Origin of the sequence: Paracoccus shandongensis (assembly GCF_017315735.1) — a bacterium.
In the GTDB taxonomy this organism is placed as follows: domain Bacteria; phylum Pseudomonadota; class Alphaproteobacteria; order Rhodobacterales; family Rhodobacteraceae; genus Paracoccus; species Paracoccus shandongensis.
This window is the reverse complement of record NZ_JAFLRK010000010.1, coordinates 1-16,172: the sequence shown is the minus strand read 5'-3', so window position 1 is coordinate 16,172 and position 16,172 is coordinate 1. Positions and strand designations below refer to the sequence as shown.

The 16,172-nt window shown below is 67.5% G+C and carries 16 protein-coding genes; 6 read left to right on the top strand and 10 right to left on the bottom strand.

The window, feature by feature from the left end; genetic code table 11:
• Positions 1-6: 6 nt before the first annotated feature.
• Positions 7-360: a Rieske (2Fe-2S) protein gene (locus JX613_RS08810; protein WP_207101095.1), complete on the bottom strand. Its 354-nt coding sequence runs from the start codon at positions 358-360 to the stop codon at positions 7-9.
• 47 nt (positions 361-407) lie between these two features.
• Complete coding sequence (gene hppD / locus JX613_RS08805) at positions 408-1,520, bottom strand: 4-hydroxyphenylpyruvate dioxygenase (protein WP_207101094.1); 1,113 nt, start codon at positions 1,518-1,520, stop codon at positions 408-410.
• 118 nt (positions 1,521-1,638) lie between these two features.
• On the opposite strand from hppD, the gene JX613_RS08800 reads away from it, so the two are divergent.
• Positions 1,639-2,133 (top strand): Lrp/AsnC family transcriptional regulator, encoded by a 495-nt coding sequence (locus JX613_RS08800; RefSeq protein ID WP_207101093.1) that lies wholly within the window; start codon positions 1,639-1,641, stop codon positions 2,131-2,133.
• 161 nt (positions 2,134-2,294) lie between these two features.
• Here JX613_RS08800 and fahA read toward each other — a convergent pair whose 3' ends face one another.
• Both fahA and hmgA read right to left on the bottom strand, forming a co-directional pair.
• Positions 2,295-3,500 carry a fumarylacetoacetase gene (fahA, locus tag JX613_RS08795; protein WP_207101092.1) on the bottom strand — a complete coding sequence of 402 codons (1,206 nt, stop codon included), beginning with the start codon at positions 3,498-3,500 and terminating at the stop codon, positions 2,295-2,297.
• A gap of 79 nt (positions 3,501-3,579) precedes the next feature.
• Positions 3,580-4,941 (bottom strand): homogentisate 1,2-dioxygenase, encoded by a 1,362-nt coding sequence (gene hmgA, locus JX613_RS08790; RefSeq protein ID WP_207101091.1) that lies wholly within the window; start codon positions 4,939-4,941, stop codon positions 3,580-3,582.
• A gap of 120 nt (positions 4,942-5,061) precedes the next feature.
• Between hmgA and JX613_RS08785 the strand changes: the two genes are divergently transcribed.
• The 5 genes from JX613_RS08785 (at position 5,062) to repC (ending at position 9,612) form a co-directional block, all read left to right on the top strand.
• On the top strand, positions 5,062-5,502 hold the full coding sequence (locus JX613_RS08785; RefSeq protein WP_207101090.1) for a MarR family winged helix-turn-helix transcriptional regulator: 441 nt from the start codon (positions 5,062-5,064) through the stop codon (positions 5,500-5,502).
• Between the two features lie 314 nt (positions 5,503-5,816).
• Positions 5,817-6,056, top strand: coding sequence for a hypothetical protein (locus tag JX613_RS08780; RefSeq protein ID WP_207101089.1), 240 nt, complete (start codon positions 5,817-5,819; stop codon positions 6,054-6,056).
• A 175-nt stretch (positions 6,057-6,231) separates the two neighbouring features.
• Complete coding sequence (repA, locus tag JX613_RS08775) at positions 6,232-7,416, top strand: plasmid partitioning protein RepA (RefSeq protein WP_207101164.1); 1,185 nt, start codon at positions 6,232-6,234, stop codon at positions 7,414-7,416.
• On the top strand, positions 7,416-8,324 hold the full coding sequence (gene repB, locus JX613_RS08770; RefSeq protein ID WP_207101088.1) for a plasmid partitioning protein RepB: 909 nt from the start codon (positions 7,416-7,418) through the stop codon (positions 8,322-8,324). Before repA ends, repB begins: the two co-directional genes overlap by 1 nt.
• A gap of 178 nt (positions 8,325-8,502) precedes the next feature.
• Positions 8,503-9,612 carry a plasmid replication protein RepC gene (gene repC / locus JX613_RS08765; protein WP_207101087.1) on the top strand — a complete coding sequence of 370 codons (1,110 nt, stop codon included), beginning with the start codon at positions 8,503-8,505 and terminating at the stop codon, positions 9,610-9,612.
• Between the two features lie 233 nt (positions 9,613-9,845).
• On the opposite strand, the gene JX613_RS08760 is transcribed toward repC, so the two are convergent.
• The 6 genes from JX613_RS08760 to nosZ form a co-directional block, all read right to left on the bottom strand.
• Complete coding sequence (locus JX613_RS08760) at positions 9,846-10,739, bottom strand: FAD:protein FMN transferase (protein WP_207101086.1); 894 nt, start codon at positions 10,737-10,739, stop codon at positions 9,846-9,848.
• Between the two features lie 3 nt (positions 10,740-10,742).
• Complete coding sequence (locus JX613_RS08755) at positions 10,743-11,312, bottom strand: nitrous oxide reductase accessory protein NosL (RefSeq protein ID WP_207101085.1); 570 nt, start codon at positions 11,310-11,312, stop codon at positions 10,743-10,745.
• Positions 11,309-12,130 (bottom strand): ABC transporter permease, encoded by an 822-nt coding sequence (locus tag JX613_RS08750; RefSeq protein ID WP_207101084.1) that lies wholly within the window; start codon positions 12,128-12,130, stop codon positions 11,309-11,311. The genes JX613_RS08755 and JX613_RS08750 overlap by 4 nt, the downstream gene beginning before the upstream one ends.
• Positions 12,127-13,023: an ABC transporter ATP-binding protein gene (locus JX613_RS08745; protein ID WP_207101083.1), complete on the bottom strand. Its 897-nt coding sequence runs from the start codon at positions 13,021-13,023 to the stop codon at positions 12,127-12,129. Before JX613_RS08745 ends, JX613_RS08750 begins: the two co-directional genes overlap by 4 nt.
• Positions 12,989-14,317: a nitrous oxide reductase family maturation protein NosD gene (locus tag JX613_RS08740; protein ID WP_207101082.1), complete on the bottom strand. Its 1,329-nt coding sequence runs from the start codon at positions 14,315-14,317 to the stop codon at positions 12,989-12,991. The genes JX613_RS08745 and JX613_RS08740 overlap by 35 nt, the downstream gene beginning before the upstream one ends.
• Positions 14,318-14,320: 3 nt before the next feature.
• A partial coding sequence (gene nosZ, locus JX613_RS08735) for a TAT-dependent nitrous-oxide reductase (protein WP_207101081.1) occupies positions 14,321-16,172 on the bottom strand: 1,852 nt, incomplete at its 5' end.

Genomic DNA, 16,172 nt, shown 5'->3' with positions numbered 1-16,172 from the left:
GCCCGCTTATCCCGCGATCACCACGGTCCCGTCCACGACGCTGACGGGCACGGGGTCCAGTCCGCAATCCGCGCCATGGGCCGCCTCGCCCGTCAGGATGTCGAAGCGCGCGCCATGGGCGGAACACACCAGCATCGTCCCGTCCGCCGACAAAAGCCGGTCGCTGCGCCAGTCCAGCGGCAGATACTGGTGCGGGCAGGCGTTGACATAGGCGCGCAAGCCGCCGCCCGTCCGAACCAGCAGCATCGGAAAGGCGCCCCGGTCGGTCGTCACGGTCAGCGACAGCACGCCGTCAACCCGCGCCGCCTCGCAGACGGGGGTGCCCGGCGCGGGGGCGGATGAATAATCGGTCCAGGCCATGGGGGATCCCGGGATGCCCCGCCCGCAAGGCGCGGGCGGGAGGGCCCTTATTCCGCCGGAGAGGCGCTGAGGACGCCGCGCCGGACCTGGTCTTCCTCGATCGACTCGAACAGCGCGCGGAAGTTGCCCTCGCCGAAGCCGTCGTCGCCCTTGCGCTGGATGAACTCGAAGAAGATCGGGCCGATCACGGTCTTGGAAAAGATCTGCAAAAGGATGCGGGTTTCCCCGCCGCCGACCACGCCCTCGCCGTCGATCAGGATGCCGCGCGCCTTCATGCGGTCGATCGGTTCCTGGTGGCCTTTGACGCGCTTGTGCGACATCTCGTAATAGGTGTCGGGCGGCCCGGGCATGAACTCCATCCCGGCCTCGGCGATCCGGTCGGTGCCGGCATAGATGTCCTCGGTCGCGATGGCGATGTGCTGGATGCCCTCGCCCTTGTATGCGCGCAGGTATTCCTCGATCTGGCTGTGGTCGTCGGTGGATTCGTTGATCGGGATGCGGATCTTGCCGTCGGGAGAGGTCAGCGCGCGGCTGACAAGGCCGGTCTGCTTGCCCTTGATGTCGAAATACTTGATCTCGCGGAAGTTGAACGTGTCGTGGTAGAACTTGTACCAGGTGTCCATGTTGCCCCGGATCACGTTATGCGTCAGGTGGTCGAGGTAGTAGAAGCCAAAGCCCGCCGGGCGCGGATCGGGTTCGCCCAGCCAGTCGAAGTCGGCGTCATAGGCGCTGCCCGCATCGCCGTATCTGTCGATGAAATACAGCAGCGAGCCGCCGATGCCGTAAACGGCGGGCGCGTTGATCGACTTGCCGGGGCCCGTGTATTCGGTCGCGCCCAGATCCAGCGCGCGCTTCAATGCCACCTGCGCATCCACCACGCGCCAGGCCATCGCGGGCGCGCAAGGCCCGTGTTCGGTGACAAAGCCCGCCGCGTGGGTGCCCGCGTCGGCGTTCAGCAGGTAATTGATGTCGCCCTGGCGATACAGCGTGATGTCGCGGGTCTTGTGACGCGCCACGGGCGCAAAGCCCATCTGCCGGAAGATCCGGTCCAGCACCGCCGGGTCGGGATGGGCGTATTCGACGAACTCGAACCCGTCGGTGCCGGCGGGGTTGATGTCGCTGATCGTGGCCTTGGGGGCATCGTGCGGAAACGGTCCCATGGCATCCTCCTGTTCGTTGCGCGTGCAACAAGAATGCCACGCGCCCCATGCGCGAGGCTTGCAAAATGATGGCCTGGCGCGGCATCTTTGCACGAAACGCGCATGATCTGCGGAAGGGATGCACGATTTGAAACTGGACGGCTTCGACATCGCCATTCTGACCGCCCTGCAACGCGACGGCGCGCTGACCAATGCGGCCCTGGCCGAGATCGTGAAGCTGTCGCCCTCGCAATGCTCGCGCAGGCGCGCGGCGCTTGAGGAAGCGGGCGTGATCGAGGGATATGCGGCCCGGCTTGGCGCGGCCAGGCTGGGCTATGGATTGCGCGCGATCATCCGGGTGAACCTGTCCAGCCACGGCCAGCGCAAAGAGGATGACTTCGCCCGCTTTGTCGAAAGCCACGCCCAGATCCGCTCGGCCTTCTCGGTCTCGGGGGATGCGGATTATGTCCTGGACGTGCGGGTCCGCGACCTGGAGGCATTCGCCGATTTCATCCACCGCCACCTGCTGCCGCACCCGCAGGTGTCCCAGGTCCGGTCCGAGATCGTGCTGAAGACGCTGAAGGACGATGGCGGCGTCGCGCCCGGTCTGGTCGCGCCGCCCGATCCGTCCTGACGGTCGCGCCGGATGCCGCCCGGCTTGCGCGCGCTGACCGGGCAGAAGTCGCGGTTGAACAGGGCGGCGTGCCGGGCCGAGCCTGTCGGGATGTCACGCGCGGCGCGGGGCGCGTCTCGTCCAGGTCGTCGAGGACCGCCAGTCATCGTGCAGCACCACGGTCAAGGCCGGGCGGGCAGGATGCGGCCCGTGCAGGGGCCGAAGCCGATGCGGAAGCCGTCGCCCCGGGCTGTCGCGAACAGCGTGACCTCGTCGCCATCCTCCAGGAAGGTGCGGGGCTCGCCGTTGACCGTGACCGGAACCTTGCCCCCTTCGGTCATCTCCAGCAGCGCCCCGGTCTGGTCGCGCGAGGGGCCGCTGATCGTGCCCGATCCCAGCAGGTCGCCCACCCGCATCGGACAGCCCGAGGACGTGTGATGCGCCAGTTGCTGGGCGGACGAATAATACATCACGCTGTAGTTGGTGCGCCCCATGACCTGCCCGTTGAGCGTCCAGCCGATCTCCAGGTCATAGAACCCGGGCCGTTCCTCGGCCAGATAGGGCAGCAGCGGGTTCACCCGGTCCGCGCCGGTGCAGCGGAACGGCTCCAGCGCGGCTTGCGTGACGATCCAGGGGCCGATGGTGGTGCCCAGGGCCTTGGACTGGAACGGCCCCAGCGGCTGGTATTCCCAGGCCTGCACGTCGCGCGCCGACCAGTCGTTCAGCAGGACATAGCCGAAGATCATGTCCTCCGCCTGCTCCACGTTCACCCGGCTGCCCATGGCGCTGTCCGCGCCGACGATCGCGCCCAGTTCCAGTTCCAGATCCAGCCTGCGGGAGGGCGCCCATTCGGGCCCGTTCCCGCCGCGAAGCTGTCCCATGGGCCGCCGGATCGGCGTGCCCGACACCACGACCGAGGACGCCCGGCCGTTGTATCCGATGGGCATATGCGTCCATTGCGGCGGCAGGGCGTTTTCCGGGCCCCGGAACAGCACGCCCACGTTGAAGGCGTGGTTCCGGGACGCATAGAAATCCGTGAACTCCGTCACCCGGATGGGCAGGTGCAGCGCCGCATCCGCCATCGGCACCAGTGGCACATCAGGCGCGGCCCCTTCGGCCAGCAGCGCGGTCAGCCGCGCCCGCACCGCGTCCCAGCGATCCCGGCCAAGCGCCATGAAGCCGTTCAGCGCGCCTTGCGCGAAGGTGCCGCCCGCATCCAGCAGCCCCCGCGCCTCGCAGGCCGCCAAGTCCACGATCATCTCGCCGATGGCCGCCCCGCAGCGCGGCCCGCCGCCGCCAACCGAGAAGACGCCATAGGGCAGGTTGTTCAGCGGAAACGCGCCGTTCGGATCGTTGGCGCTGTCCACCCAGGACCGGATCAGGGCCATTCTCCGGCCTCCTTTTTTCACTTTGGTCCAAATATCCCACGGGGGTCCGGGGGTGTGAAACCCCCGGCCTTGGGGCGCGTCACTTCACCCCGGGCGTGCCGTCGAACTTCTTTTCCAGCCGCTGCCAGACCTCCATGTATTCGGCCTGCATCGGCGCCTCGCGCGCGGCGTATTCGGTCAGGTGCTGGGGAAAGCGCGTCTCGAACATGAAGGACATGGTGTTGTCCAGCTTCTCGGGGCGCAGGTCGGCGTTGCTGGCCCCCTCGAAGGCGTCGCGGTCGGGGCCGTGGGGCAACATGCAGTTGTGCAGGCTGATCCCGCCCGGCGCGAAGCCCTGCGGCTTGGCGTCATAGATGCCATAGATGTTGCCCATCAGTTCGGACATGATGTTCTTGTGATACCAGGGCGGGCGGAAGGAATGTTCCGCCACCATCCAGCGTTCGCGGAACAGCACGAAGTCGATGTTGGCCGTCCCCTCCTGCCCCGAGGGCGCGGTCAGCACCGTGAAGATCGACGGGTCGGGATGGTCGAACAGGATCGCGCCGACGGGGCTGTAGGTGCGCAGGTCGTACTTGTAGGCGCAGTAATTCCCGTGCCAGGCCACCACGTCCAGGGGCGAATGGCCGATGAATGTCTCGTGGAACTGGCCGCACCACTTGATGACCACGCGGGATCGGACCTCGCGGTCCTCGAAGGCCGCGACCGGGCATTTGAAGTCGCGCGGGTTCGCCAGGCAGTTCGCGCCGATGGGGCCGCGATGGGGCAGGTCGAACTTCTGGCCATAGTTCTCGCAGACAAAGCCGCGGCACGGACCCTCCAGCACCTCGACGCGATACACCAAGCCGCGCGGCAGGATGGCGATTTCCCTGGGCTCCAGGTCGATCACGCCCAGTTCGGTGCAGAAGCGCAGCCGGCCTTCCTGGGGAACCACCAGCAATTCGCTGTCGGCGGAAAAGAAGTATTCGTCCAGCATCGGCCGCGTGACCAGATAAACGTGGGACGCCATGCCCACCTGGATGTTCACGTCGCCCGCCGTGGTGATGGTGCGCATGCCCGTCAGCCAGGTCAGCGGCTGGTCGGGCACCGGGATCGGATCCCAGCGGTATTGCCCCAGGCTGGTCACGTTCGCCACCACGTTCGGCGCGGTCTTCCAGTAGGGCAGGTCGATGGGGCTGAACCGCCCGGTGTGGTGGACCGAGGGGCGGATGCGATAGCACCAGGTCCGCTCGTTCTGGCCGCGCGGGGCGGTGAAGGCGGTGCCCGACAGCTGTTCGGCATAAAGGCCGTAATTGCATTTCTGCGGGCTGTTCTGGCCTTGCGGCAAGGCGCCGGGCAGGGCCTCGGTCTCGAAATCGTTGCCGAAGCCGGGCATGTAGCCTTCGTGCGTGCCGGTGGTGATGGCCGCGCGGATCATGCCTTCGGGCATCGCGTATCGGGTCATGGTCCTTCCCCCTGCAGGCATCATTGCTGATGCAACGAAAATACCGTTGCAGGCGCAACGATGTCAAGCGCCCTTGTAAACACTGTTGCGGCCGCAACGGATTTTTGCTGATGTCCCCCCATGAGCTTCGACCTGGACGCCTTCCTGCCCTATCGCCTGGCCGTCGCCGCCGCCCAGGTCAGCCGCCGCTTTGCCGCGCGCTACGCGGCCGAGGCCGGGCTGACGATCCCCGAATGGCGGGTGCTGGCGCATCTGTCGGGATCGGGCGCGGTCAGCGTGCGCGACATCACCGCGCGGGTGAACCTCGACAAGTCCATCGTCAGCCGCGCCGCCTCCCGGCTGGAAGGGGCGGGCTATCTGCGCAAGTCCGGCCACGGCACGGACCAGCGGCTTGTGGCGCTGGAACTGACCGAGGCGGGACGCGCCCTGATGGACCGCCTGGGCCGCATCGCCGAGGCGTATCAGGCGGAACTGCTGGCGGAACTGGGCGGGGACGCCCCCGCCTTCCGCCGCGCCCTGCTGAAGCTGGCGGGGCCGGATCGGTCATCGGACCTGCCATGAACCGGCGACACCCCTGCCCGGCCAGGCCGATAAAGGGGGCGAGCGACAACACCGGGACCGCCATAGGCCCGGGACGCCGCGATGCGCCACCGATGAAGGCCGCGCCGGATCTGGAGAAGATCCCCCGGATGCGCGCCCGGCCCGGCCCCTGACCGAAAGGACAACTTTCCCTTCACGTAAAGAGCAGACATAACAAGACCACCGGGCGGCGCTGTCATGTGTGCTTTTTACGAGTGTGCGCCGCCCGGCTGGTTTTCCCTTTCCCCCATCCATCCCCGAAACGATCCACAGAAATTGTGGACAACTGCGCCGTTATGGCCGAAGTCTTTCGGCGGATGCCAGCGTCGGGAAGGGACGAAACCGTGGACGAATACTGCCTCTGCCTGCGGGACAACCCGCATTTCCGACTGACGAAGGATGGCCAAGGCTTCGACGCCCATGCCGAGCCCATGGTCTTTGCGACCTATGACGAGGCCTATGACTATACGCTGCGCCACAACACCAGCCCGCAGCTGGAAGGCGTGTCGGTCGAGATCGTCAAGTCGGACGCCTGACCGCCCCCCTTTGCCCCGGCCTGTGTCCCGACGACCGCACCCGGGGCGGTCGTCAGAAAGGCCCTTGCCAGAATCGCCAAAGCCGCGAATAACTTACGCAGCAAACTGAATATGACGGCTTGAAGCGTAACCACGGCAGGCCAGACCCGGACAAAAGGATGGCAGCATGGGCATTGTGCAGCCGAAGACCCGCATCGACAAGCTGGTGGGCGCCCATGCCGCGGCCTTGTCCGAACGGCTGCACGCGCATCGCGAACAGCTTTTCCCCCCCGACGCCAAGCGCGAACTGCGCAAGTTCACCAGCGGAGAGGTGGCGGAACTGCTGGGCGTCAAGGACGCCTACCTGCGCAAGCTGGACCTGGAGGGCAAGGGCCCCTCGCCCGAGACGCGGGCCGGGGGGCGGCGCTATTACACGCCCGCCGATATCCAGGCCCTGCGCGAACTGCTTGAAAAGGGGGCAAAATCCCCCGGGACATACCTGCCGGGGCGGCGCGGGTCCGATCACCTGCAGGTCATCACCGTGATCAACTTCAAGGGCGGCTCGGGCAAGACCACCACCGCCGCCCACCTGGCGCAGAAGCTGGCGCTGGACGGGTACCGGGTGCTGGCCATCGACCTCGACCCCCAGGCCAGCCTGTCGGCGCTGCACGGGGTGCAGCCCGAACTGGACCTGCCCGACGGCGGCACCATCTATGATTCGATCCGCTATGACGACCCGGTGCCGCTGCGCGCCGTGATCCAGCACACCTATTTCACCAATCTGGACCTGATTCCCGGCAACCTGGACCTGATGGAGTTCGAGCACGCAACACCCATGGCGTTGCGCGAACGGTCGGGCAACTATTTCTTTACCAGGATCGGCGACGCTCTCGCCGAGGTCGAAGGCGACTACGACATCGTCGTCATCGACTGTCCGCCGCAACTGGGGTTCCTGACCATGTCCGCGCTGTCGGCGGCCACCGCCATTCTTGTGACCGTGCATCCGCAGATGCTGGACGTGATGTCGATGTGCCAGTTCCTGCTGATGACCTCGAACCTGCTGGGGGTGGTGGCGGATGCCGGGGGCAACATGGATTACGACTGGATGCGCTATGTCGTGACCCGCTATGAACCCGGCGACGGGCCGCAGAACCAGATGGTCAGCTTCATGCGGTCCATGTTCGGGGACCATGTGCTGAACCATCCGGTGCTGAAATCCACCGCGATCTCGGATGCGGGGATCACCAAGCAGACGCTTTACGAGGTTGAAAAGTCTCAATTTACCCGCGCGACCTATGAACGCGCGATGGAAAGCCTCAATGCCGTCAATGGCGAGATCGAGGGGCTGATACAGGCGGCCTGGGGCCGCAAGGGGGGCTGATGGCACGCAAGGATCTGCTCAAGAACCTGATGGCCGCGCCCCCCGCGCCCGAGGACGCCCGCCCGCCCCTACCCCGGTCCGACCGCGGCGCCATCGGCGCGGTGTCGAAATCCATCAGCGAACTGAAGAACCGCGCCATCATCGAGGTTCCCGCCGACCTGATCGACCAGGCCGGGTTCGACGACCGCCTGGACGAGGACCGCCAGGGGATCGAGGCGCTGATGGCCTCGATCCGGGACTATGGCCAGCAGGTGCCGGTGCTGCTGCGCCATTCGCCCAAGATCGAGGGGCGCTATGACGTGGTCTTCGGCCGCCGCCGGGTTGCGGCGATGCGCAGGCTGGGGATGCCCGTCAAGGCGATGGTCCGCAGCCTGAACGACCGCGAACTGGTGGTGGCGCAGGGGCAGGAAAACTCGGCCCGCAAGGATCTGAGCTTTATCGAGAAGGCGAATTTCGCCCGGCAGATGGTCGCCGCGGGCTATGACCGCAAGCTGGTCTGCGACGCGCTGTCCATCGACAAGACGGTGATCTCGCGCATGTTGTCGGTGATCGACGCCCTGCCCGAGGCGCTGATCCGCGCCATCGGCGCCGCCCCCTCGGCGGGCCGGGACCGCTGGCTGGCGCTTGCGCAGAAGGCCGAGGGCCGGGCGGTCGCCGATCTGCTGCCGCTGGCGCAAGGGGCGGACTCGGACGCGCGCTTTGCCGCCGTTCTGGGGGCGCTGAGCGCCCCCCCGGCCCGGCCCGCCGCGCAGCCCTTGCAGGCCGCCGATGGCCGGACCATCGGCCAGGTGCGGCGCGGCAAGACAAGAACGGTGATCGAACTGGAGGGCGAGGGCCGCAATTTCGCGGACTGGCTGGTCGATCACCTGGCAGAGGTTCACCGAGACTGGCTGGAAAGCCGCCGGTAGGAACGACACACGCAAGCAACCAAGGAGGCACAGGACGGCAAAAGAAAAGCCCCCCAGGACATGACATCCCAAAGGGCCGTTCTCTCGATCTAGCACCTCGAAGATAGCGGCTTCAGTTGACAGCTGTCAACAGCGTCGGTTCCGGCGAAGGCCATTCCTTTGCCTTGTGACATCACGAATGAGGCATATTTCAACGACGTCTTGCGGGCGGCGGCCCGTTCCGGCTGGCCTGCTGGCCGGGCAGGCCCTGGCGGCCGCCCCTGATTCGGCCCCTGCCACCGACAAATGGACCATCCTGCGCGACCTGACGACGGGCCGCGAGGCCTTTGGCCTGACCGACCGGAACCTGTCGGTCCTGTCGGCGCTGCTGTCCTTTCATCCCGCGCGAGAGTTGCGCGAAGGCGCGCTGACGGTGTTTCCGTCGAACGCCAGCCTGTCGGATCGGCTGCACGGGATGCCGGAAAGCACGCTGCGCCGCCACCTTGCCGCCCTGGTCGAGGCCGGGATGATCCGCCGCCAGGACAGCCCCAACGGCAAGCGCTTCGTGACGCGCGACGGTCAGGGCCGGATCGACCGCGTCTTCGGCTTCGACCTTGCGCCCATGCTGCGCCGCGCAGCCGAGATCCGCGAGGCAGGCGAGGCCGCCCTGCAAGCCGCGCGCCTGCTGCGGCGGACGCGCCAGACCATTGTCCTGCTGCTGCGCGACATCGCCGCCCTGCCCGGCTTTGCGGACGCCGGAGACCATCATGCCCGGCTGGCGGACCTGCGGATGCTTCTGCGCCGCAAGCTGAACCTGGCCGCGCTGTCGGAGATCGAGACCTCGCTGCGGCAGCTGCTGGCCGAGATGGCAGCCCCCCATCCTGCGCCAGAAATGAGCGGCAATGACGCCCGAAATGAGCGGCACCATCATAATACAGACTCTGATCATCCTGAATCTGAAGGGGCCGAGAAGCAGGAAGACCCCGAAACGCTGCCGCTGTCCCTGGTACTGGAAGCCGCGCCCGACATCATGCCTTATGCGGCGGAGCCCGTGCGAAGCTGGCACGATCTGTCCCGCCTGGCCGAGTTCCTACGCCCGATGCTGGGCATCACCGCCGAAACCTGGCTGTTCGCCCGGCAACGGCTGGGGGACCGGACGGCCAGCATTGCCCTGGCCTGCATCCTGCAGCGGTTCGGCCGGATCCGAAACCCCGGGGCCTATCTGCGCTGCCTGTCGCTGACCGAGGATTTCCGGGCCGGACCGATGGTCCTGGCGCTGTTGCGCGGCAACGGCATGGCGCGGGGATGAAGTTGACAGCTGTCAACTTTGCGGGCCGGGGCAGGGGGCTTTCGCCCTTGGGCCAGCGTCTCGAACAGCGGCAGGGTTTCCGAAGGGCCGCGTGCTCGGCCTGATCCTCATCCAGCGGGACCAGCAGCGGGGCAAAGCTATGGCAAGCGGCAAGGTCCGGATGAGCGGCCTGGCGCGAACGGGGGGCCGTCGCCCGGCCCGCCGCTAGTGCTCAAGGCTGACCGGCAGGGGTCTCAGGCGGGGCGCACGTCCTCCAGCCGGGCGGCGGGGAAGGCGGCGATGAGGGCTTCCAGCCCCGCTTGGTCCGGGGTCAGGCAGGCCGCCGTGGACAGCGCATCGGCCAACGCGGCGCTTGGGGCGGATACCGACACGGAGGCCCAGGGCGACGCCACCGGACCGCCCGTGCGCGGATCGAGGATATGCCCGTCCCGTCCGCCCGCGTCGAAACACGTCCCGCGCGGGGCCGAGGTTGCCAGCGCCCGCGCCGACAGGGGAAGGCTGCCGCCTGCGGTGCGCACCGGCCAGGGGCGGATGCCCAGGGCGCGCATCTCGCCCGTGTCGATCAGAATGTCGGTCAGGCCCTCGGCCTCCAGCAGGGCGGCCACGCGGTCGGCCACATAGCCCTGGCCGATGCCGTTCAGCGTCAGCGCCATGCCGGGGGCCAGGGTGATGACCTGGGGGGACAGGTCCACGCGGTCCCACCCCGCAAGGGCCAGCGCCGCGTCGCGTTCGGCGGGCGTGGGGCGGCGGCCCTGGACCGCAGCCTCGGCCCACAAGGCCCACAAGGGTTGCAGCGTCACGTCGAAGGCGCCGCCGCTGGCGCGATGCACGGCCCCCGCCTGCGACAGGCAGTCCAGCAGCTCGAAGGGCGGGGCGTCCAGGCGGCCCGTGCGGTTCAGCCGGGACAGGGCGCTGTCCGCACGATACAGCGACAGGATGTTTTCCAGCCGGTCGATCTCGGCCAGGCAGCGGGCGGTGATCGCGGGCGCGTCGGGGTGGTCCAGCCGGATCGAGGCCCGTGCGCCAAGCGCCTGGCCCGTCCAGTAGCGGGGCGCAGCGGCCAGCGCGCCGGGCAGGCAGGCGGCGGTGGCGGAAATGGTCAGGAAACGGCGGCGGGTCAGGGTCATGGCTTATCCCTCTGGGCGCGACAGGGCGCGCAGGCGGTTTTCGAAATCGGCGTCGGGGGCGGTGTCGGCAGGCGCGGTCTCCTCGGGCGTCAGGACCAGGTCGTCGGGGATCTGGGACAGGCGCATCACGGTGCCGCCTTCCTGCGCGGCAAAGGCCTCCGCCGCCTCGCGGGTGCCGAAGGGCACGGCCTCGGGGGCGCCCATGCCGCCTTCGCGCGCGGAGCCCAAGACGAAGAAGGCGTCGTCGGCGTCGATCCAGTTGCCGCGGCCCGGAACCTCCCATGTGGCGCCCAGGACAGCCATGTCATTGACTTGAATGGCTAAAATCGGATGGCTTTGTTCGGGCAGGCGGGCATAGGCGATGGCGTCGCGAACCTGGCTGAAGAACAGGGGCGTGCCCGGCATCCCCTCCAGATGGACCTGCGCCTTGGGGCCGGGATGTTCCAGCAGGTTCATCTGGCAGAAATGGCCCAGCGTCTCGGCGGTCAGTTCGACGGGGGTCGTGTCCTGGGCAACCTCGGGCTTGCAGGCGGCGAGGGACAGGCACAGGGCCAGGATCAGCACAGGTTTCATGGCGTGACCTTTCGGAAGGCGGCAATGGCAAGGCCCAGGGCCAGCAGGGGCCACAGCGCCACCGACAGCGCCGATTGCCACAGGGGGATGGCCGATGCGGCCCCGCCCATGCCGCCCGCCGCCGCGCTGGCCCCGGCGGCGGCCAGGTTGAACAGGCGGAAGGCATCGGCGGGGTTCGCCAGCAGCGCGACGGGCAGCGCCTGCGTCGTCAGCGCGCCGCCCCCGTCCGACACGACCAGCGCCAGCAGCACCAGGTCGTAAAGCACCACCGCCCCTAGCCACAGCCCGACCGCCAGCCCCGCCGCACCGGACGGACGACGCGCCAGGGCGGACAGCGCATAACCCGCCCCCAGGAAGGTCGCGCCCAGCAGGACGGAACTGGCGACCAGACGCAGCAAAGCGGGCAGGCCTGCGGCGGATGCCGGGTCCATCCAGAAGGCCGCCGCCGCTGCCGCGCCATAACCGGCACAAACCGCCAGCGTCAGGATCGCCAGATGCGCCAAGAGCTTGCCCGCCAGAACCTGCGCGCGGCTGACGGGATAGGTCAGAAGCAGGGGCAGGGTGCCGCGCTCGACCTCTCCGGCGATGGCGTCGAAGCTCATCAGCAGGGCGATCAGCGGCACCAGATAGACGGCGAGCGAGGTCAGCGAGGCCACGATCACCGACAGCCGGTCGGCGCCGATGTCGCCCGTGGGCGCGGCCCCGGCGGCGGCCAGGACCAGGGCAAAGACCACCATCAGCAGGACGGCGATGGCGACCCAGCGGTTGCGCATGGCGATGCGGAATTCGACGGCGGCGGTGGACCAGATGCGGTTCATTGCCCGTCCCTTTGGCTGAAGTGGGAATAGATGTCTTCCAGGCTGGGCGGGATCACCTCCAGATCCGCCACCTGCGGCAAGCCGGTGATGCGCGCCAGCAGGGCCAGCTTGTCGTCCTGCGGGCAGTCCAGGTGCAGCCGCCCGTCGCCATTCGCGCGCGCCATGGGCAGGGCGGCGGCAAGCGCGGCCTTTTGCCCCGGTGCCGGGGCCACGCTGATCGCCACCGGCAGGGCGGCGCTGCGGCGCAGGTCGGAAAGCGTCCCTTCGGCGCGCAGCCGCCCGGCCGCCAGGATCAGGATGCGGTCGGTGCGGGCCTCGACCTCGGTCAGGGCGTGCGAGGACAGCAGGATCGCCGTGCCGCCCGCCGCCAGATCGTCCAGCAGGGCATAGAAATCGCGCCGCGACACCGGATCGAGGCCCGAGGTCGGTTCGTCCAGCACCAGCAGGCGCGGCTTGCCGATCAGGGCTTGGGCCAGACCCACGCGCTGCCGCATCCCCTTGGAATAGGTGCCGATGCGGCGCCTCAAAGCATCCGCCAGCCCCACGCGGGCCAGCAGGTCCAGCGCTTGCGCAGGGCTTTCGCCGCGCAGGGACAGGTAATGGCGGATCTGCTCCTCGCCCGTCAGGGCCGGGTGGAAGGCCGCGTTTTCGGGCAGATAGGCCACCTGGGCGCGGGCCGCAGCCGATCCGGGGGACGCGCCGCAGACCGTGACGGTGCCTTCATCAAAGGGGATCAGGCCCAGGATGATCTTCATCATCGTGGACTTGCCCGCGCCGTTGTGGCCCAGCAGGGCCACCCGCTGCCCGGGTTCGACCGTCAGGGACACGTCGCGCAGCGCCTCGACCCCGGCAAAGCGCTTAGTGAGATGCGATATCGTCAGGGTCGATGTCATCATAGGTTCCTTTGGCCCAGCGTCCGGCAACCTCGGCCTCCTGGGCCTCGATGTCGGACGGGACGGGAATGGTCAGGGGGCGCATCAGCGGGTGGCTGTCGGTGACGCCGCCGGGCAGGGTGGCGGGAAAGCTCGACTGGCTCCAGCGGACAAGCTGCACGGCGGGGGATCCGGTCAGAAGGGCGGCGGCGGGCTGCGACCACAGGATATGGTCGATCAGGTCGTTGGGGCGGTATGTGCCGTCGGCCACCCCGTCGCCGTTCAGGTCATAGGCCGGGTGGTCGGACCAGAAGTTGCCGCGGCCCTCGTGGCTCCATTCCATGAAGCGGGTGCCCACGTATTTCACCTGTTCCCGGTTTCCGACAAAAGCGTTTCCGGTCAACACGTTGCGTTCGGACCCGGCGGTGAAGTGGATGCCGATGCCGCAGTCCTGGAAGCGGTTGTCCCAGATCAGGTTCTTGTGCGCGTTATAGATGAACAGGCATTTCTTGGTGCCGCCCCGGATCAGGTTGCCGGTCACGTCGGCATTGTTGGCATAGTTCAGCATCAGCCCGTGTTCCCGGTCCCCCAGGCTGAGGTTGCGCAGGATCTTCGCGCGATCCGAAAACATGATCGCGAAGCCCAGGTGGTTGCCGATGCTGATGTTGTCCGACACTTCCGTGTTGCGGGTATACATAAAATGCACGGCAAAGCGCAGGTCGCGCATGATGTTGCCGCGATAGATGCTGGAGGCGCTGGCGTTCGAGAAGATCCCGTCGCGGCCGTATCGGATCACGTTGCCGTCCAGCAGCGTGCCGGGGCTATTCCAGACATAGATGCCGTTGCCGCGCTGGTTCATGTGCGGATCCTGCCGCCCGGTGATGCGGTTCCGGACCACCTGCGCGTCCCGCCCGCCATGCACGTCGATGCCGTGCATGTTGTCGGTCAGGACCAGCCCCTCGACCCGCGCGCGGTCGGCCCCTTTCAGGATCTTCACGCCCGCGTCCAGGTCTTCGTTCTTCGTCCCCGACCCGGTGACGGTGAAGCCCCGCAGCGCCACGTCGGGGGCGTCAATGGTGATGACCGTTCCCTGGCCCTGGCCGTCCACCACGGCGCCTTCGGGGCCGGTGATGGTCAGGGGTTTGTCGATGGTGACGGGGCCGGGATAGGCCCCGCCGGTCAGCACCAGCACATCGCCGGGGGCCGCCCCGGCGATGGCGTCAGTCAGGCTGCCCGGTCCCGGCGCGACCCGATGCTCTGCCGCCAGGGCGGGCAGGGCGAACAGCAGGCCAAGGATCAGGGCAAGCCCGCGCATCGCTCAGGCGGCCTTCGGTTCGACGAACATGCGGCCGCGCATCTCCATGTGCAGGGCGTGGCAGAACCACTGGCAGTAATACCAGTAAACGCCCGGCGCGCCTGCCACGAAGGTGACGGACGATGTCATCTGCGGGCTGATCTCCATCGCGACGCTGTGGTTGCCCATGGTGAAGCCGTGGGTCAGGTCGTCGATCTCGTCCAGGTTGGTGATGACCACCGTCACCTCGTCGCCTTCCTTGACCGTGAAGCTTTCCAGCGAAAAGTTCGGCGCCACGCTGGTCATGTAGACGCGGACCTTGTTGCCGTCGCGGATCACCGTGTCGGCCCAGTCGTCGATGTTGACGCCGTCGGCCTCGGCCTGCTTGCGGGTTTCGGCCCACATGGGGTCGTTGCGGTCCCAGACCGACTTGATGCCCGACAGGATCGAGGGATGGACCGCGATCGCGTCATGGGGTTCGGCAAAGGTGGGGCCGTCATGGACCAGCACCATCTTGTCGCCCGAGATGTCGATCAGCTGGTCGTTTTCCGGCTTCAGCGGCCCCACGTTCAGGAAGCGGTCCTTGGAAAACTTGCACAGGCAGACCATCCAGTCGTTCTGCGCGTCCAGCGTCTCGCCCATCACGGTCTTGAGGTGGCCGGGCTGATACTGCACGTCGATCTTGTCCTTGATCGGATCGACCTGTTCGCCGGCATAGGCGCGGATCGCGTCCTCGATGTTCCACTTGACGACCTGGCTGTCCAGGAACAGCGAGGTATAGGCGTTGCCGCGCCCGTCAAAGGCGGTGTGAAGGGGCCCGAGGCCCAGTTCCGGTTCGGCCACCACCACGCTGCGCGGATCGGCGTTTTCCGTGAACAGGGTGTCGAACCTGGTCACGTCCAGCACCGTCACCGTGGGCGACAGCTTGCCGCCGATGCACAGGTGCTTCTTGTCGGGCGCCATGTTGCAGCCATGCGGGTTGTTCGCCACGGGGATATAGCGGGTGAAGGGGCTGTTCGCTTCCTTGCGCCCGTCCAGCACCTTGACGCCGTTCACCTCCTCATACCGGCCCTCGGCCACGGCCTTCTCGATCTCGGCCAGGTTGAAGACGACGACGTGGTCCATCTCGGACTCGGTCATCTCGGCCAGGGTCATGCCCATTTCCGAGTTGTAGGAGGTCGAGAAGGCCCATTTGCCTTCGTAATCGGCGTCGCAGTTGTCCAGGTTGCCCGACACCTGCACCTGCCAGGCCACGTCCCATTTGTCGGCGTCCACGGCGGTGAAGATGTTCACATAGGTGGACACGTCCGTCATGGTCGAGCCGTCGTTGATCAGCGGCGCCTCGTCCTCGCCATTGCAGAAGACATAGTTCGTGCGCGGCCATTTCTGCGGGCGCAACCCGTGGATGCTTTTCGCGTTCGGCACCTCCAGGATGGCGTCGGCCTTCATCACGTCGCAGCGCACGCGGGCCACGCGGGTGTTGGCCTTGTCGTTCATGTAAAGGTAACGGCCGTCATACTTGCCCTCGGTGAAGGACATGTGGACGTGGTGCAAGTCGCCGTTGTCGGGGATGCGCTTGTTGTTGGCGGCCAGGATCTTGCGGGTCTTGTCGGTCATCGACCGTTCCAGGATGCGCAGCGATTCGTTGGTCTGCCCCCAGCCGGTCGCGGAACAGCGGTTGAACACCGGCACGCGCATCAGCTCGCGCATGGACGGCACGCCCAGGATCCGCATCTCGCCCGTCTGGCCGGACGACCAGAACCCGTAATAGGTATCCAGCTGTCCCGGCGCGACCGCGCCCGTGCCTTCCGCCGCCGATGCCGCGCCCGCCGTCGCGGCGGCCACGCCCGCGGCGCCCCCCAGGCCAAGCGCCAGC